The sequence below is a fragment of the Collinsella sp. CLA-JM-H32B genome, from assembly GCF_040098065.1.
Taxonomy (GTDB): domain Bacteria; phylum Actinomycetota; class Coriobacteriia; order Coriobacteriales; family Coriobacteriaceae; genus Collinsella.
Genome location: NZ_JBBNNA010000004.1, coordinates 1 through 19,063 on the forward strand (window position 1 = coordinate 1; position 19,063 = coordinate 19,063).

Here is a 19,063-nt window from a genome sequence, read left to right on the forward strand (position 1 = left end):
GGGCCCAGGTAGACTACCTGGTCGATAGACGGCAGGTGCAAGGGCGGCGACGTCCTCAGCCGAGCCGCACTAATCGCCCGAGCTCTTCCGGAACCGCACCTCGCGGCCCGCGGGACCCAGCGCTCATAGGCGCGGTCCGGGCACGAGGATGCCCCCGAGTCACTCCCCTATGCGCCATGCGGCCCCCAGGGCACGTGAGAGAAACCGGATCACCGTAACGGTGGGCGCCGCCCACCGGTCAGCGGCCAGAGCATGGGGGGCACGCCCGGTCCCGTTCCGAACCCGGAAGCTAAGCCCCATCGCGCCGAGAGTACTGCGGGGTCAGCCCGTGGGAGGCCAGGGCGCCGCTGACCGGTGGACGGCACCGAGCCGTGCGCTTGAATTGAGAAGGGGGAGGCCTCGCGGCCTCCCCCTTTTTTTGCGTTTGATAGAGAGTTGCAATACACGAACTCGTCTTCGTTTAGCTTGTCTTACTGTTTGGCTGTATTTTGAGTCCTTCGTTTGTATTTGCGCGATAATAACTCCCATTGGCGTTAGGGAGGACTTGATGTTTACCGTTTTTGTCTTGGGCAATATTGCTTCGGGTAAGTCGACTGCCTGCCGCTATCTCGAATCTCATGGCGCCATGCTTATCGATCTGGATGAGCTTGCCAAATCGCTGTATGTGCCAGGCTCCGATATCGTCAATGCCCTTGCGGAAGAATTCGGTTGGGACATTCTGGACGGGGAGGGCGGCATTCGCCGCAATGTCCTCGCTGTTCGAGCTTTCGCCTCTCCTGATACAGTTGCTCGGCTCAATGGCATCGTTCATCCGGTTCTCATCGAACAGCTGTCACTGAGGATTCTTGATCCGGTTTGCTGCACGGTTTCGTCCCCCCGTTATCCCTTTGCGGTTGTCGAGGTTTCTGCCCCGACTGGTTTTGAGGATGCTTTTGGCCTGGCTGATGAAATTCTGGTTATCAGCGCTCCTTTAGCAGTTCGTCGCGAGCGTGCCATTCATCGTGGTATGGAGTCCTCTGATTTTGATGCGCGCTCTGCATGCCAACCTGATGAGGCTTCGCTTTGTAATCTCGCTACGACGGTAATCGATAATGCGGCTGGCGATAACTCGCTCTATGAACAACTGGACGCATGGCTTGCACGCCATGGCTTCGGGGATGTAGCGGATAAGGAGGAGGCCGATGCCTAAGACACGTTTCTTTACGTGGTATCGCTTGGCGCCACTTGCCGTTATGCTCGTCTTCGGTCTTATTTCGCTCGTCTACTCGTATGCCCCTGCCGTCTTCTTTAAGCCTTTGTATCCAATTGACTACGAGGCGTACGTAAAGCAATCGAGCATTTCGCACAATCTTGATCCGTATCTAGTGTGTGCTGTCATAAAGTCGGAATCGAATTGGGATTCCAAGGCTGAGTCGAATCAAGGCGCTCAGGGATTGATGCAGCTGATGCCCGAGACTGCCCAGGATATGATTGCTAAGGGTCTTGTCGATGGTAGCGAGTATTCAGCCGACAACCTTAACGATCCCGCTACGAACATCGAGTTTGGCTGTGCGTATCTTTCGTATCTTCTAACGTATTTTAACGGGTCGACTGACAGTGCCATTGCCGCCTATAACGCCGGCATGGGCAATGTCGACGGATGGGCACAGCAGAGCACGTCGCTTCATAATGCAATCACTTTTCCCGAGACGCAGGCGTATCTGATTCGTGTCAATAATGCCTGGGTTCGCTACAAGACCCTCTATCCCGATCGGTTCGTATAGGACTATGCCTGCCGCCTGCGTATACTGCAGATATATGAGTTAGGAGTATCCATGGCGGAATTTGAAGTTGAGCGTGTTGGAGGAGAGCTTAAACGTTTTGGCGTTGAGGGCTCTGAGGTACCGTTTAAGGTCGTGTCTCCATACGAGCCCGCTGGCTCCCAGCCTAAGGCCATTGAGTCGCTTGTGCAGGGCGTGAGGGACGGAGATCGCTATCAGGTTTTGCTGGGCGTGACTGGTTCGGGCAAGACCTTCACGATGGCTAAGACTATTGAGGCCCTGGGGAAGCCGACTCTGGTTATGGCTCCCAATAAAACGCTTGCCGCTCAGCTTGCGAGCGAGCTCAAGGAATTCTTCCCTGACAACGCCGTGGTCTATTTTGTGTCGTACTACGATTACTATCAACCCGAAGCGTATGTGCCGCAAAGCGATACGTATATCGAGAAGGATTCCTCGATTAACGAAGAAGTTGAGATGCTGCGACATCAGGCGACCGCATCGCTGCTATCTCGACGCGATGTGATCGTCGTCGCATCGGTCTCGTGTATCTATGGCATTGGCTCTCCCGAGGACTATGCGGGCCTAGCTCCGAGCGTCGACAAGAAGGTGCCGCTCGAGCGCGATGACTTTATCCATGCGCTTATCGATATCCAGTACGATCGCAATGACTATGATTTGGCACGTGGCACCTTCCGCGTGCGCGGCGATGTCGTCGACGTGTATCCACCCTATGCCGAGCATCCGTTGCGGTTTGAGTTCTTTGGCGACGAGGTTGAGCTGATTGCCGAGATCGACGAGGTCACCGGCGAGATGCTACGTGAGTACGAGGCCATTCCCGTGTGGCCGGCATCGCACTACGTGACTGAGAAGCCTAAGGTCAAAGCGGCTCTGAAATCAATCAGTGAAGAGTGCGAGAAGCGTGTGGCCGAGCTCAAGGCGACTGATAAGCTGCTCGAGGCACAGCGTCTGCAGCAGCGCACCGACTATGATCTCGAGATGCTCGAGACGATGGGCTTTTGCAACGGCATCGAGAACTACTCGCGTCATCTGGACGGTCGAAAACCGGGCGAGCCACCGTTTACCCTGATCGATTACTTTCCTAAGGACATGCTCTGCATCATCGATGAGAGCCATGTGACGGTTCCGCAGATCCGCGGCATGCACGAAGGTGACCGCTCGCGTAAGGTGACGCTGGTGGAGCACGGTTTTCGTCTGCCTTCGGCACTCGATAACCGCCCGCTTCGTTTCGATGAGTTTGAGGCGAGGATTCCCCAGTTCATCTACGTCTCGGCTACGCCGGGCGACTATGAGCTGCGGGTTAGCCAGAACGACGTTGAGCAGATTATTCGTCCGACCGGTCTGCTCGACCCCAAGATCGATGTGCGTCCGGTTCGTGGACAGATTGACGATCTTGAGGACGAGATTCGCGAGCGCGTTGCCCGCAAGGAGCGCGTGCTGGTGACCACGCTCACCAAGCGCATGGCCGAGGACCTGACCGACCATCTGCTTGATGCCGGCATTAAGGTCAATTACATGCACTCCGATACAGCGACGATGGACCGTGTCGAGATCCTGCGAACGCTGCGCGAGGGAAAGATTGATGTTCTCGTCGGCATCAACCTGCTCCGCGAGGGTCTGGACCTTCCCGAGGTCTCGCTGGTGGCAATTCTCGACGCTGACAAGGAAGGCTTCTTGCGCAACCGCCGTTCGTTGATTCAGACGATTGGCCGTGCGGCCCGTAATGCCGACGGCGAGGTCATCATGTATGCAGACGTTGTGACCGATTCGATGAAAGAAGCCATCGAGGAGACGCAGCGCCGTCGCGAGATTCAGATGGCATATAACGAAGAGCATGGCATTGTGCCCAAGACGGTTCGCAAGGCCATTAACGACATTTCGAGCTTTATTGCCGAAGCCGAAAAGACTGTGGGCTCGAAGGGGCGCTCGAGAGGCGATTCGCTGGGTCACGGTGCGTTCTATACGCCCGACGAAAATGGCGAGGGCGCCGCGCCGGAGACGGTGGCACCCGAGCAGACGCTTGCCGAGCAGCTGGAAGGGCTGCCGCATGACGAGCTCGTGCGGATCGTCGAGACCATGGAGGAAGACATGCGTAACGCTTCCGCCGCCATGGACTTTGAGGAGGCGGCACGTTTGCGCGATGCCGTCGTTCAGATTCGGGCGATGCTTGAGGGCGCATCTGAGGACGAAACGATCGAGCGTTTGCGTTCGCAGGCTCGCAAGGGCTCTACCTTTGCTTCGGGCAGAAAACGCCAGGGTGCACGATTCAGGAAGTAGCGAACAGGCCCCGAGTTCCTTGTGGAGCTCGGGGCCTGTGTCGTTCGGACGTGAGAGTTCGTGCACTAAAGGTCTGCTATCAGCGCCTCAGCGCAACGGACGCCGTCGGTGGCGGCACTCATGATGCCGCCGGCATATCCGGCACCCTCGCCGCAAGGGTAAAGGCCCGGAGTCGACGTGGCGTGGCATGTTCGATCGCGGGTGACGGTGACCGGGGAGCTCGAACGCGTCTCCACGCCAGTGAGGACCGCATCGGGGCGGTCATAGCCACGCAGTTTCTTACCGAGCAGGGGGATTCCCAAACGAAGCGATTCGACGATATGCCGCGGGAGGGCATCGTCGATCGCCGTCCAGGTCACGCCAAGCGGATAGGTTGGTTTTACCTTTCCGGGTGCCGTGCTGGCGCGTCCCTCAAGGAAATCTCCGACGAGCTGTGCCGGCGCGTTCCAGTTGGAGCCACCCAGGCGATAGGCGGCTCGCTCGCAGGCGCGCTGGAGCTCAATGCCTGCGAGCGGATCATCGCCGGGAAGGTCGTCAGGTGTGACGTTGACGAGTAGGGCGGCATTCGCGTTGCGCCCGCCGCGGGCATTGAGGCTGGCACCGTTGACGCACAGATGGCCCTGCTCGGAAGAAGCCGCGACAACCTGTCCGCCGGGGCACATACAAAACGAGAATACGCTGCGGCCGTTGGGGAGATGGGCGACAAGCTTGTAGGGGGCTGCTCCGAGTGCCGGGTGCCCCGCCGAAGGGCCATATTGGGCGCGGTCGATGTCGCGCTGTGGATGCTCGATGCGCACACCCATGGCAAAGGTCTTTTGCGCGAGGGCAACATTATGTTCTTTGAGAAGCTCGAATACGTCGCGGGCGGAATGGCCGCAGGCGAGAATGAGGTGCTTTGTGGCGATTGTCTCGCTTGTGGTTTCTTGGGGCGGTTGGACATCGACGCCGGTGATGGCGCCAGATCCATCGGTTCGAATATTGACGAGCTTTGTTCGATAGCGGACGGTTCCACCGAGCTGCTCGATGCGTTGAGAAATGTTGGTGACGACGGTGGGGAGGATGTCAGAGCCAATGTGCGGCTTGGCGTCCCACAGGATGTCGCGAGGTGAGCCAGCTTCGACGAAGGTCTCAAGAATCAGTCGATGGGCAGGATTCTTGGTTCCCGTGTTGAGCTTGCCGTCCGAGAAGGTCCCTGCGCCGCCCAGGCCAAATTGGATATTGCTTTCGGGGTCGAGGATACGCTCCTTAAGAAAGAGATCAATCGCTTCCGAGCGGCGAAGTGCGGGGTCGCCGCGCTCGATGAGCAGGGGTTTAAGGCCCGCTTCGGCAAGGGTCAGGGCGGCGAAGAGACCGGCGCAACCGGCGCCGACAACGACGGGACGCTCCTTGGGTGCATTCGGGACAGGGTTGGGGAATGAAGGCGCCTCGCCGTCTACCATGCGGATGCGCGAGCGGTCGCGCTCGGCGACGCGGTCGACCACCTCCTGCTCGAGTCGGGAGCTTGTCAGTTCAACTCGAAAGCTCAAAATAAAATGGACATCTCGCTTTTTACGGGCGTCGATTGACTTGCGATGGAGCTCAATGGCTTTAATCTGGGAATCCTCGCATCGCAGGGCTCGTTTGACGGCGCGTCTACCAATAGCAAGGCAGGCGGTTTCGTCGCCGGCCTCATCGAGTGACGCGTGGACTTGGGTGATTTCGATCATCGAGGTCTCCTTAGATGCAAGAAAGAGGCCGCCCGGTGTTCCAGACGGCCCGAATGCGTTTTGATTATAGACTGCGCGGCTATAGGCTGCTTGCAGCGCGAATACCCGAGATCCAAGCCCATGCAAGGTTGAAGCCGCCGCAATCGGCATCGATGTCGAGTGCCTCGCCACAGATGTAAAGTGGGGCGCCTGCCGCGTTGCTCACGCAGAGGTTGGGAGCTGAGACGCTCTCGATGGGCACGCCGCCGCGCGTGACCTGGGCCGAACGCTCCTCTGTCGTTCCCTCGACGAGCAGCTTAAAGTGCTTGAGGATTGAGACCAGATGGATGACGTCGTACGACCCGGGGTGGCACTGTTCGAATGCGGTGCAGACAACGTGAGAGAACTGCGGGGCGAGCATGCCGTCGAGCCAGCGGGGGTCGCGGGGTGAAAAGCCGCCGAGCAACTCAACTCGCTGGTTGAGCATATCGAGCAACTCGTCTTTGGAGAGGTCGGGGAAAACGTCGAGCAGAATCGTGTCTCCGCGCTGGACGCGACGGGAGAGGTTAAAGGCGGCAACGCCCGAGATGCCAAAGGTTCGGAAGAGCACTTCGCCGTCTTCGCGCCAGAGCTCCTCGTGATTGCGGGTGAGCGTCAAACGGGCGCGGACGCGCAGGCCATCCAGCGTCTTGAGCGCAGTCTGGTCGCCGAAGACCGATGCCGACACAGGGCAGAGGACGGGATGCTGCGGTGTGAGGGAAAGATTGAACGTCTTCGCGATGTCGGCGGGGCTGCCGCCCGTAGCGATAATTACGGCCTTTGCCTGCAGCGTCTCGATCTTGCGAGGGGTGTCGGCAAGCGCCTTCCGAAGCGAGCGGACCTCCGTTTTTCGGTCGTCGTGCTTTTTCGCCTTGAGTGCTCGCGCGGGACGGTCTATTTGGAGCGCCCAGCCCTCGGGCGCTTTGAATGCCGAGGCAACGTTTGCTCCACAGATCAAGGTGATACCCAGGTGATTGCAAGCGTTGAGAAGTGCATCGCGCACCGATTCGGCACGAAGGGAGCGCGGATACAGCCGGCCCTCCTCGGAGGTCGTCATGATGCCCAGCGAGGAGAAGAAACTGCCGAGATCTTGCTCGGGCTGGGGACCCATGACGGATTCGACGAATGCGGGGCGGTTGTACCGCTGGAAATCAATTGATTCGTTGGAAAGGTTGCAGCGGCCGTTGCCGGTCGCAAGGAGTTTAAGGCCGCAGGCAACATCGCGCTCAACGATGCAGACGCTTTTGCTTGCGCGTGCGGCCGTAATGGCGGCGGCGAGACCCGAGGCCCCGCCGCCGATTACCAAGACGTCATAGGAGGCGTTTGTGTTCACTTAGGCCTCGGCGGTCTCGTGCGGGGCAATGGCCTCGACGGCGGAGACGGCCTGGGGCAGCATACCGTCGGGCAATGCGGTCTCAACCTCGCCCTTATCGCAAGCCTCGGCGAGTGCCGGATTGATGGGAAGCTGCCCTAGGATCTCGAGGTTGTAACGCTCGGCGACCTCGGGGAGCTTGCTCTTGCCAAAGACCTCGATCTTCTTGCCGCAATCGGGGCACTCGATATAGCTCATGTTTTCGACGATTCCCAGAATGGGGACGTTCATCTTCTCGGCCATGTTGACCGCCTTGGCGACGATCATCGAGACCAGATCCTGCGGGCTCGTGACGATGACGATGCCATCGACGGGCAGCGACTGGAAGACGGTGAGGGCGACGTCGCCCGTTCCCGGAGGCATGTCGACCATCAGGTAGTCGATGGGGCCCCATGAGGTTTCGCTCCAGAACTGCCTGATGGCACCCGCGATAACCGGACCGCGCCAGAGGACGGGGTCGGTTTCGTTTTGGAGCAGCAGGTTAGAGCTCATAATCTTGACGCCGTGCTCGGAGATTTCGGGCAGCATAAGGTTGCCGAGGGCGTGGACGTGACGTCCGCTCATGCCGAACATCTTAGGGATAGAGGGGCCGGTAATATCGGCATCGAGGACGCCGACCTTGTGACCGTGGCGGGAAAGCTCCGTGGCGATGGCGCCGGTGACGAATGACTTGCCGACACCGCCCTTACCGGAAAGCACGGCGATAACGCGCTTGACCTCGGACAGCGTATTCTCCTCAAATTGCGACGGCGACGTTTGCCCGCCGGCTGCCTGTGCGTGCTCGCAACCCATGTTTGACTCCTTTGTATATGTTGGGGCCGGAGCCCCGCGGTGTGACACGAGCGTCATTGTACCCTCGTTTGCGAGCGGGAGTCATTCATGATGCGTGGCAGGCGATCGGCGGTATTCGAAAGTACGGACCGAGCGTGCGGTCTGCGGCGTCAGACAGCGCAAAAGGTCTGCGAATCTTGTATCACGAACATCTGTGCGCGTCGAGTGCGCTAAACTCATCGTCAGTGTGATTTGAAGTTGTAGGAGGCAAGGAGCTTCCATGTCTGATTCTTCTATCGTTATTCGCGGCGCGCGCGAGCATAACCTGCGCGATATCGATGTTTCCATTCCGCGTGACCAGCTCGTGGTCATAACCGGTCTTTCCGGATCGGGCAAGAGCTCACTGGCGTTCGATACCATCTATGCCGAGGGCCAGCGTCGTTATGTCGAGAGCCTTTCGAGCTATGCGCGTCAGTTTTTGGGCCAGATGGACAAGCCCGATCTGGACTCGATTGACGGCCTGTCGCCGGCCGTGTCGATCGACCAGAAGACGACGTCCAAAAACCCACGCTCGACGGTGGGCACCGTAACCGAGATTTACGACTATCTGCGTCTGCTGTTTGCTCGCGTGGGAACGCCGCACTGTCCTGAGTGCGGTCGTGTCATTGAGCGTCAGACGACCGATCAGGTCGCCGATAAGGTGCTGGCGGCGGGGGAAGGCCGTCGCGCGTTTGTGTTGGCGCCGGTGGTTCGTGGACGCAAGGGCGAATATGCCAAGCTGTTTGAGGACCTGCGTGCGGAGGGCTTTAGCCGTGTGCGCGTCGACGGCGAGGTGCGCTCGCTTGACGACCCTATCGACCTGGACAAGAAGTTCAAACACGACATTGAGGTCGTGGTCGACCGTATCGTGATTCGAGAGAACTCCCTGGGTCGCATTGCCGAGTCCGTTGAGCAGGCGACGGCACTGGCGCACGGTAACGTGAACGTGTACACGCTGCCCGACCGCGACGCTCCCGAGGGAACCGAGGGCGAGCTGCTGGAGTATTCGCTGGCACTGGCGTGCCCGGAACATGGGCATTCCATCGACGACCTGCAGCCGCGCGATTTCTCGTTCAACGCGCCCTATGGTGCATGTCCCGAGTGCGATGGCTTGGGCTTTAAAAAGACGGTCGATGCCGAGGCGCTGATTGAAGACCCCTCAAAGTCGATTGCCGATGGAGTCTTTGGCAGCCTGTTCGGCAATTCCAACTATTATCCGCAGATTTTTGCTGCGGTCTGCAAACACTTTAAGGTGAGTGCCGATACGCCATGGGAGGACCTGCCCCCGCGGGTGCGTCGTGCGTTTTTGGATGGCATGGGCGACACGAAGATTTCGGTCGACTATCAAAAGCTCGATGGGCGTCGCAGCCAGTGGGACACTAAGTTCTCGGGCGTGCGCAACATCCTGTACGAGCGCTACAGCGAGACGACGAACGAGAACACCAGGGCTCGCTTGGAGAAATACATTCGCGAAGAGCCATGCTCGAGCTGTCACGGTGCTCGCCTGCGTCCCGAGATGCTTGCCGTCACCGTGGGCGGCAAGTCCATTTACGATGTCTGCTGCCTCTCGTGTCGCGAGTCGCTCGAGTTTTTTGAGGGCCTGGAGCTTACCGAGCGTCAGCAGTTTATCGGCGGGCGCATCGTCAAGGAAATCCTGGAGCGCCTGCGTTTTCTGGTCGATGTCGGACTCGACTATCTGACGCTTGATCGCGCCTCGGCGACGCTTTCCGGCGGCGAGGCCCAGCGTATTCGCCTGGCAACGCAGATCGGCGCCGGCCTCATGGGCGTTCTGTACATTCTGGACGAGCCGTCGATCGGCCTTCACCAACGCGATAACGAGCGCCTGATCAAGACGCTCGAGCGCTTGCGCGATATCGGTAATACCGTTATCGTCGTCGAGCACGACGAAGATACAATTCGCGCTGCCGACTACGTGATCGATATGGGTCCCGGTGCGGGCGTTAACGGCGGACACGTGGTCGCTGCAGGAACGCCTGCCGATATCATGGCGTGTCCCGATTCCATGACGGGTGCTTATTTGACCGGCAAGCGGATGATCCGCGTGCCCGATGAGCGCCGCAAGCCCGGCCGCGGCTGTCTTAAGATCACGGGTGCCCGCGCTAACAACCTCAAAAACGTTACCGCCAAGATTGAGTTCGGTACGCTCACAGTCGTTACCGGTGTTTCGGGATCGGGCAAGAGCTCCCTGGTCACCGATACGATTGCGCCCGCGCTTACGAATGCCATCCATCGTTCGACGCGTCCCGTGGGGCCGTACAAGAAGATTGAGGGCATTGAGTGCATCGATAAGGTAATCGATATCGACCAGTCACCGATCGGTCGCACGCCGCGCTCGAACCCTGCGACCTATATTGGCCTGTGGGATGATCTGCGTGCGCTATTTGCAAGCACGCCGGAGTCGAAGGCGCGCGGCTACTCGCCGGGACGTTTCTCCTTTAACGTAAGCGGCGGTCGCTGCGAGGCGTGCAAGGGCGATGGACAGATTAAGATCGAGATGCACTTCCTTCCCGATATCTATGTCCCCTGTGAGGTATGTGGCGGCAAGCGTTATAACCGCGAGACGCTCGAGGTTACCTACCGCGGCAAGACAATCTCGGATGTGCTCGACATGAGTGTCACCGAGGCACTGGCTTTCTTTGGGAATATCCCGCAGATTAAGCGCAAACTGCAGACCCTATATGACGTGGGTCTGGGCTACGTGAGCTTGGGCCAGCCCGCTACGACGCTTTCGGGCGGCGAGGCGCAGCGCGTGAAGCTCGCCAAGGAGCTTCATCGTCGTCAGACAGGCAAGACGTTCTACATTTTGGACGAGCCTACAACCGGCCTTCATTTTGAGGACGTTCGCCAGCTGCTCGACGTGTTGCAACGCCTGGTCGATGCGGGCAACACGGTTCTGGTGATCGAGCACAACCTCGATGTCATCAAGGTTGCCGACCGCCTGATCGATATGGGCCCCGAGGGCGGCAATGGCGGCGGAACCGTCGTGGTCTCGGGCACGCCGGAGCAAGTCGCGGCATGTTCGCAGAGCTACACGGGCAAGTTCTTGGCGCCGCTGCTCAAGCGTGACCGTGAGCGTCAGGCGCAGCTCGACGCACAGTAAAGAGACGTTGTAGTACCGACGCGCCACCGATTCCTTCTGATTCGGTGGCGCTTCTGCGTGTCGAGATGGCATATGCGGCGGAATTGGCCCTATACTTAATCCTTGCGTCGCTCTGCGAGGGAAAGGATGTGCCATGGCAAAGGCTGTTAAGACGCCAAAAACCAATGCGATGCGCGAGCTGGAAAGCGCCGGCATCTCCTATGTTCTCCATACGTACGAAGACGATGGCGATGAATCGTCAGGTCTGGGCGTCGCGATTTCCGAGCAGCTTGGCGAGGAGCCCGGTCAGGGATTTAAGACCCTGGTCTGCACGACGCCGTCCAACGACCGTGTCGTGTGCTGCATTCCCGTTGCCGACGAGCTCGACCTCAAGGCCGCCGCGCGCGCCGCAGGCGAAAAGTCGCTGACCATGATGCATGTCAAAGATTTGCTTGCCGCGACGGGGTATGTCCGCGGCGGTTGCAGCCCGGTCGGTATGAAAAAGCGCTTCCGGACGCTGATCGATGAGACATGCGTCCTTTGGGATACCATTTTTATCTCGGGTGGCAAGCGCGGCTATCAGCTTGAGCTTGCTCCCGATGACTTAGTTGCATTTTGCGGGGCGACAGTTGCCCCGATCACGAGAGAGGACTGAGCGATGCCGCAGGAAGAATCAAAGCGCGGAGCTCACTTTGCAAAAGGGTCGGCTCCTCAGACGCCCGCGCCCGAGGCCGCTTCGTTCGATAACGAGATTCGAAACGCCTGGTCCGCTGCCGCTGACCCGGGCGAGACGGCCGTGTACTTGCGTGCCGCCGGTGCCGGCACGGCGCTTCCCCGTACGGTTCTTTCTTCGGCTCGTCCCGATGAGACGGCTGTCTTTTTGGCCGCCGCTCAATCGAGCGCCAGCGTGAAGCCGATCGCCTCCGAGGCTCCTCGTGTGCCGCGTCCCGATGAGACGGCGGTGTTTTTGATGGCTGCCCAGGGAAAGAGCACACCGCAGAGCGCTCCTGCCGCTCGTTCCGCCAAGCCCGCGGCTCATGATGATGGCGAACCGCTTCTTTCGGATGACGAATGGTCGCCGCTTGGTTCGACCGATCCCGTCGAGGGCGTGGCCATCGACGGTGATGACGACTGGGACCCTCTGTCGTTTTCTGCCCGAACCGTCGCTGCCAAAGAAGTTGACACGGTGTTTGGCGACCATGCCATATTCGATGATGATGCCGTATCCGGAAACAACATGCCGAACAGCGATGACGTCGCACCTGCTGATGACGCCGTTTTGGTTGACGATCCCTTTGCGATGACCGGCTCCTTTGCCGTCGCGGACGATTTACTGCCACAAGATGAGGTTCATGAGGACTCTCAGGACGACGTAGACGATATGGGTTCGTCGGACTACTCCACGGTTGGTCGTTCTGCTGGCCTCATGACCGTGCTGACCATCGTGTCGCGCGTCACCGGGTTTATCCGCACGTGGGCCATGGCGGCCGCCATCGGCATGTCGCTGCTCTCGTCCTCCTATCAGGTTGCCAACAACCTGCCCAACATGCTTTACGAACTCGTGATGGGCGGCATGCTCGTTACGGCGTTTTTGCCGGTGTATATGGGTGTGAGGCGCGAGCAGGGCCGCGAGGCATCGAACGAGTATGTCGGCAACTTGCTTGGTATTCTGCTTCTGCTGCTGGGCGGTATCTCGCTGCTGGGCACCGTGTTTGCTCCCGGCTTTATTTGGACGCAGTCGTTCCTTTCGGGCGATGGCGGCAGCATGGACACCGCTGCGTTCATGTTCCGCTTCTTTGCTATCCAAATTCTGTTTTATGGCTTGGGCTCGGTGTTCTCGGGCGTTCTCAACGCACATCGCGACTACTTCTGGTCGACGTTTGCCCCGGTTCTCAACAATGTCATCGTTATCGCCAGCTTTATGGGCTTTGCTCCCGTGTCTGCACAATTTGGCGAGCAGGTCGGTATTATCTTGATCGCAGCTGGTACGACCCTCGGCGTCTTTGTCCAGATGGCCTGCCAGATTCCCGCGCTTGGCAAGCATGGCGTGCGTCCTCATATCCATATCGACTTTAAGGACCCCGCGCTGCGACAGACGATTGCGCTTGGTATCCCGACGCTGCTCGCCACGGTGTGCATGTTTGTCTCGACTTCCATTACCAATGCCGCCGCGCTGGTGGTGCAGCCCGAGACCGGCCCTTCCGTCATCGCATATGCGCGCCTGTGGTACACGCTGCCCTATGCGCTGATCGCCGCCTCGCTTTCGACGGCACTCTATACCGAACTCTCTCACGATGCACAGGAGAAGGATTACGACAGCGTCCGCACGGGCATTTCGCGCGGTGTCGCCCAGATGCTCTTCTTCCTGATTCCGTTTGCGATGTACCTGATCGTCTTCGCCCGTCCGCTCAACATGATCTACTGCGCCGGCAAGTTCGATGAATCCGGTGTGGCGCTGGTGTCGGAGTTCCTTATCTATCTGGCACTTTCCCTGCCGCTCTACGGCGTGGTCGTGCTGATGCAGAAGAGCTTCTCGGCCCTGCTCGATATGAAACCTTATAGCCGCTATTGCCTGTACTCCGCTATCGGTCAGGCCGGTTCGGTGCTGCTGTTTGGCGTGGTGCTGGGCTACGGTATGCCGGCAATTGCGCTTTCGTACGTCGTTGACTACGTGGTCTTGGTCGGATGCTCACTGTGGTGGCTGCGCCGTCGTCTGCATGGCCTTCAGGTCAAGTCTATCCTGCACGGCGGTTTCTTCGGCCTGTTGTTCGGTGGCTTGGGCGCTGCCGCGGGCGCCGGCGTCATGTGGGCACTTGAGCACTTTGTCGGAATGCTTGGCAGCTCGATCCTCATTACCCTGGGCTACGTTTGTGTTGCAGGCGTCGTCTCGCTCGCCGTGACTTTTGGCCTTGCCTTCGTCTTTAAGATGCCCGAGGTCTCCGCGCTGCTTCGTCGCAAGTAGGTGCGCGTGGCAGGTCACGACAACATTCCAACACTTGCCGAACAGGTTTCGCGCGTTCCCACGCAACCCGGCTGCTACCTTTGGAAAGATGCCAAGGGCGATGTCATCTATGTGGGCAAGGCAAAAAACTTGCGTGCCCGTATGCGTCAATATGTGACGCTGCAGGACGAGCGTCAAAAGATTCCGCTCATGATGCAGCTGGTGGCGAGCTTCGACTATATCGTGGTGGAGACCGAGCACGAGGCATTGGTGCTCGAGCGCAATCTGATTGGCCAGTACCATCCGTACTTTAACGTCGATCTCAAAGACGATAAAAGCTATCCCTTTATCGCCATTACCAAGAGCGACTTGTTTCCGGCTATTAAATACACGCGAGAGCGTCATAAACCGGGAACGCGCTATTTTGGCCCCTATACCGATAGCCGCGCGGCGCGTGAGACCATCGATACGCTACGCAAGGTTATTCCTATTTGCTCGGCATCCTGTGCGGAATGGCGCCGCTGCCGCCGCATCGTCGAATCTCATAAGGGCGAAGAAGACATCGTCAATATGATTTGCGCGCAAAACGGGCGCCCCTGCTTTGACTACCATGTCGGGCGCGGGCCGGGCGCATGCGTCGGCGCGATTTCGCCTGCCGACTATGCCAAGAACGTCAAGCGTGTCGAACGTTTCTTGTCGGGCCATCGCAAGGATGTCGTCGACGAGCTCACGTCCGAGATGACGGAGGCAGCCGAGACGCTCGATTTTGAACGTGCGGCGCGCGTCAAGCGTCGCCTGGAAGTCATTAGGGGCCTGGACGATCGCCAACAGGTCGTTTTTCCATCGAGCGTCGATATCGACGTCATCGGCTTCTATCGCGAAGAGACTATCTCTGCCGCCTGTGTCTTTGTCGTTCGCGAGGGCCGAACGATTCGAACTTGTGAGTTCATCCTCGATAAAGGCCTGGATGTCGACGAGGAAGAGCTTCAATCGGGCTTTCTTAAGCGCTATTACGACGAGACGGCTGATATTCCAGCCGAGATCAATCTCTCTGTCGAGCTTGAGGATGCCGAAGCGTTGGGGGAGTGGCTTGCGGGCAAGCGCGAACGCTCTTGCCATCTCCATAGGCCGCAGCGCGGCGAAAAGCACCGCCTGCTCGATATGGCTTCCAAAAATGCACGCCATGCCCTCATGCGCTACATGATGCGCACGGGATATGCTGACGATCGCACCAATCAGGCGCTCCTGGAGCTCGAAAGCGCGCTGGCGCTGCCTGCGCCGCCGTTGCGCATCGAGTGCTTCGATATCTCGACGTTGCACGGCACCTTTACCGTCGCTTCGATGGTGGTATTTACCAACGGTCGTGCCGACAAGGGCCAGTATCGTCGCTTTAAAATTCAGGCCGAATTGGACGAGGCGAACGACTTCGTATCGATGTCCGAGGTTCTGGGGCGTCGCTATGCTCCCGAGCGCATGGCGGACGAGCGCTTTGGCTCGCGCCCCGATTTGCTCGTTGTCGATGGCGGCAAGCCGCAATTGACCGCTGCAATTAAGCAACTTGAGGCGCTCGGCCTCGATATACCAGTTTGTGGCTTGGCAAAGGCCGATGAGGAAGTTTTCGTGCCGTGGGACGAGACTCCCGTCGTTCTGCCGACCGGCTCCGCTTCGCTTTATCTGATCAAGCAGGTTCGCGATGAATCCCACCGATTTGCGATTACGTTCCATCGCGAGTTGCGCGATAAGGCTATGACGGTTTCGGTGCTTGACGACGTTCCGGGCGTGGGACCCACTAGAAAACGTGCCATCATGCGCCATTTTGGCTCGATGAAGCGCTTGCGCGCGGCAAGCGAGCAGGAGATTGCGGAAGTTCGAGGCGTTCCGGCCGATGTCGCCAAAGCGGTCCACGAGGCACTTGTTGCATGGAATGCCGAGCGCGCCCAAGCATCGGCCAACCGTTCCGAAAACTAAACGTGCTTCTAAACAACTGATATACATGATTGGCCGATTTTCAATCATTTATTTCGCGGCGATTACCTGTCGATTTCGGGTTTTATTAACGCTAAAACGTTTGACTAGCCATGGTGAACAACTCTGCTATCCTGCGGGTTGACGAAGACTGATATCTCACCTCGTCGATACATACTGTCTGTCGAATCATTTGTCAATGAATTCGGTGAACGGTAGTAAATACCGTTCAAGCGTATGTATGTATCGGTCGCCGAGCGCGGCACCTCAGTTGGGTTCGTCGGTAGGTAAGGTATATATCGTCCGCAAGTTGCGCGGGGGCAAGTCTAGGTGCTCCCGGGTAAGATTCTCTATTGATAGGAGAAGACATGGCCATCATCAACAAGGGTATGTCCAGGCGTTCGTTCCTCGGCCTCACCGGCAGCGTCGCTGCTGTCGCAGGGCTTGGTCTCACCGGCTGCGGCGGCAGCTCCAACGACGAGGGTTCCGCTTCCGGTTCCGCCGATTCCGCCAACCGTGGCGGCGGTGTGATTACCGCTGGTTCCGCTTACGCTCCGTCCAGCTTCGACCCCGCCAGCACCGGCTCCGCTGTGGGCCTGGGTGCTAACTGGCACGTCGTCGAGGGTCTCTACGGCATCGATTACCACGACTACAGCACCTTCAACGAGCTCGCCACCGACGATCCCAAGTCCGTGGACGACACTACTTTCGAGGTCACCATCCGCAAGGGCGCCAAGTTCTCCGATGGCACCGAGGTCACTGCTGACGACGTCGTCGCTTCCTACACCGCTTGCGCTGCTTCCGCTACCTATGCTCCGTTCTTCCAGCCCTTCGAGTCCATCGAGGCCAAGGACGCCAGCACTGTAACGGTCAAGACCAAGGTCCCCAACTTCTCCCTGCTCAAGGATCGTCTGGCCATCATCCGTGTTACCCCGGCTACTCAGTCCGAGGAGGATCGCGCCAAGCAGCCGATCGGTTCCGGCCCCTGGATGTACGACTCTATCTCCGATACCGAGATCACCCTGGTTCCCAACCCCGAGTACAACGGTGAGTATGCTGCCGAGGATAAGAAGATCCAGTACAGCATCCTGACCGACCCCACCGCTCGCGTTACCGCCCAGCAGGAAGGCTCCACGCTCGTTATGGAGCTCGTCACCGCTGACGCCGTCGACCAGCTCGAGAGCGCTGGCTGCAAGATCGACAACGTCCAGGGCTTCGGCACCCGCTTCATCATGTTCAACGTCGCCAAGGAGCCTTGGAACAACGTCAAGGTCCGTCAGGCCGTCATGTACGCGCTCGACACCGAGAAGATGATCACCAACACCTTCGCCGGCCTTGCCACCGCTGCCAGCTGCTACCTGCCCAAGAGCTTCACCAACTATCATGAGGCTTCCACGGTGTACAAGACCGACGCCAAGAAGGCCAAGAAGCTCATCGAGGAGTCCGGCATCACCCCGGGTGCCATCACCCTGCGCACCACCGACAACGAGCAGATTAAGGGCATGGCCGCCCAGGTCAAGAACGACCTCGACGCTCTCGGCTTCGAGGTGACCATCCAGACCGATACCTCGCCGGCCACCTACGCTGCCATCGACGGCGGCGAGGCCTACGATATCCTTCTCGCTCCTGGCGATCCGTCCTGCTTCGGCGCCGATCCCGACCTGCTGCTCAACTGGTGGTATGGCGACAACGTCTGGATGCAGACCCGTTGCCCGTGGAAGGAGTCCGCTGAGTGGGAGAAGCTCCACGGTCTCATGGACGAGGCTCTTGCCGCCGAGGGTGACGAGCAGCAGAAGAAGTGGAACGAGTGCTTCGACATCATCGCCGACAACGCTGTTCTGTACCCCGTTGTCCACGTCAAGACCGTCTCCGCTTCCTGGGACGATCCGTCCACCGCGCCCAACGGCGAGGCCCTCGATGGCTTCAAGGGCATCGGCACGACGAGCATGTCCTTCAGGGGCGTCGCGACCGTCAAGGCCTAAGACTCGCTTGAGTCATATGTGGGGCGTCGGTCGTAAGGCAACGTCCTCATAGTTGAAACAAAGACCCGGGCGGCCTCGATGTCGCTCGGGTCTTGTAATGAGTATCCATACTCATATACCAGTTGGTCCTACCGACAAAAGAAAGGGGAGAGAACGTGAACAACTTTCTACGTTTGATTGGAAGGCGTCTCGTGGCGCTGCCGATCATGGCATTGGGCGTCACCGTCCTGGTGTTCTTCCTTATGTCGTTCTCCAAGACCGACCCCGCCTATACGGCGTTGGGTGACGGTGCCTCGCCCGAGGCGGTTGCCGAGTACCATGAGAAGTATGGTCTGGACGACCCCTGGCCCGTGCGCTACGTGCGCTACATGGGCGATCTGATCCATGGTGACATGGGCACCTATGGTGCTGCTCGCAACTCCGTTGCCAAGCGCATCTCCACGGCCCTGCCCGTCACGATGCAGCTGACCTTCATCGGTCTTGCCATCGGCGCGGTCGTCTCGTTTTTGCTCGGCGTCATCGCGGCACTGTATCGCGATAAATGGCCGGACCAAGTGATCCGCGTCTTTTCCATCGCCGGCTTGGCAACCCCGTCGTTCTGGCTTGCCGTTCTGTTGATTCTGCTGTTCTCTTCCTACCTTAAGGTGCTCCCGGCATCCGGTGCTCTGCCTCACTTCACCACCAACCCGGCTGGCTATCTGGGACGTATGATCATGCCCGCTATCGCTCTGGCATTCCCGCTGACGGGCCAGATGACTCGTATCGTGCGTACGGCCATGGTCGAGGAGCTCGATAAGGACTATGTCCGTATGGCTCGCGGCGCCGGCGTTCCCGAGAAGGTCGTCGTCGGCATCAACGTTTTGCGCAACGCACTGATCACCCCGGTCACCACCCTCGGTCTTAAGATCGGCTACCTCATGGGCGGTGCTGTCGTCATCGAGGTCATCTTCAACCTCCCCGGCATGGGTACTGCGATTCTGCAGGGCGTTCAGGGCAACGAGGCGAACCTGGTTCAGGGCGTCGTCATCGTCGTTGCTCTTGCCTTCATCATCATCAACATCGTGGTTGACATGCTCTACCTGCTCATCAACCCGCGCATCAGGACGGTGTAGAT

General features: G+C 58.9%; 12 protein-coding genes and 2 rRNA genes. 11 read left to right on the top strand and 3 right to left on the bottom strand.

All coding sequences use genetic code 11. The annotated features are described in order from the left end of the window. The 5 genes from AAA138_RS03770 to uvrB form a co-directional block, all read left to right on the top strand. Positions 1-93 (top strand): 23S ribosomal RNA (locus tag AAA138_RS03770); the annotation flags it as partial. A gap of 144 nt (positions 94-237) precedes the next feature. Beyond that, a 5S ribosomal RNA gene (rrf, locus tag AAA138_RS03775) occupies positions 238-353 on the top strand. A gap of 194 nt (positions 354-547) precedes the next feature. After that, on the top strand, positions 548-1,189 hold the full coding sequence (coaE, locus tag AAA138_RS03780; protein WP_349089639.1) for a dephospho-CoA kinase: 642 nt from the start codon (positions 548-550) through the stop codon (positions 1,187-1,189). After that, positions 1,182-1,763, top strand: coding sequence for a lytic transglycosylase domain-containing protein (locus tag AAA138_RS03785; protein ID WP_195625212.1), 582 nt, complete (start codon positions 1,182-1,184; stop codon positions 1,761-1,763). The genes coaE and AAA138_RS03785 overlap by 8 nt, the downstream gene beginning before the upstream one ends. Before the next feature lie 51 nt (positions 1,764-1,814). Further along, positions 1,815-4,055, top strand: coding sequence for an excinuclease ABC subunit UvrB (gene uvrB / locus AAA138_RS03790; protein WP_349089640.1), 2,241 nt, complete (start codon positions 1,815-1,817; stop codon positions 4,053-4,055). A gap of 65 nt (positions 4,056-4,120) precedes the next feature. Here the strand turns inward: uvrB and AAA138_RS03795 are convergent, their stop codons facing one another. The 3 genes from AAA138_RS03795 to AAA138_RS03805 all read right to left on the bottom strand — a co-directional run bounded on the left by AAA138_RS03795 (position 4,121) and on the right by AAA138_RS03805 (position 7,943). Beyond that, complete coding sequence (locus tag AAA138_RS03795; protein ID WP_349089641.1) at positions 4,121-5,761, bottom strand: FAD-dependent protein; 1,641 nt, start codon at positions 5,759-5,761, stop codon at positions 4,121-4,123. Positions 5,762-5,840: 79 nt separating this feature from the next. Further along, a complete protein-coding gene (locus AAA138_RS03800) occupies positions 5,841-7,112 on the bottom strand; it encodes an NAD(P)/FAD-dependent oxidoreductase (protein ID WP_349089642.1) in 1,272 nt (423 codons plus the stop codon). Further along, positions 7,113-7,943 (bottom strand): Mrp/NBP35 family ATP-binding protein, encoded by an 831-nt coding sequence (locus AAA138_RS03805; protein WP_195625208.1) that lies wholly within the window; start codon positions 7,941-7,943, stop codon positions 7,113-7,115. It lies immediately after the preceding gene. 259 nt (positions 7,944-8,202) lie between these two features. On the opposite strand from AAA138_RS03805, the gene uvrA reads away from it, so the two are divergent. From uvrA to AAA138_RS03835, 6 genes are all read left to right on the top strand, one after another. Next, positions 8,203-11,082, top strand: a complete 2,880-nt coding sequence (gene uvrA / locus AAA138_RS03810; RefSeq protein ID WP_349089644.1) for an excinuclease ABC subunit UvrA — start codon at positions 8,203-8,205, stop codon at positions 11,080-11,082. Positions 11,083-11,215: 133 nt separating this feature from the next. Next, entirely contained in the window at positions 11,216-11,716 is a 501-nt protein-coding gene (gene ybaK, locus AAA138_RS03815) for a Cys-tRNA(Pro) deacylase (RefSeq protein ID WP_349089645.1), read from the top strand. 3 nt (positions 11,717-11,719) lie between these two features. After that, positions 11,720-14,023, top strand: a complete 2,304-nt coding sequence (gene murJ / locus AAA138_RS03820; RefSeq protein WP_349089646.1) for a murein biosynthesis integral membrane protein MurJ — start codon at positions 11,720-11,722, stop codon at positions 14,021-14,023. 6 nt (positions 14,024-14,029) lie between these two features. After that, complete coding sequence (uvrC, locus tag AAA138_RS03825) at positions 14,030-15,970, top strand: excinuclease ABC subunit UvrC (RefSeq protein ID WP_349089647.1); 1,941 nt, start codon at positions 14,030-14,032, stop codon at positions 15,968-15,970. A gap of 365 nt (positions 15,971-16,335) precedes the next feature. Beyond that, the gene (locus tag AAA138_RS03830; protein WP_195363241.1) at positions 16,336-17,949 is read left to right on the top strand and encodes an ABC transporter substrate-binding protein; all 1,614 of its coding nucleotides are present in this window, start codon (positions 16,336-16,338) and stop codon (positions 17,947-17,949) included. Between the two features lie 155 nt (positions 17,950-18,104). Beyond that, a complete protein-coding gene (locus AAA138_RS03835) occupies positions 18,105-19,061 on the top strand; it encodes an ABC transporter permease (protein ID WP_022094871.1) in 957 nt (318 codons plus the stop codon). The last annotated feature ends 2 nt before the right edge of the window (positions 19,062-19,063 follow it).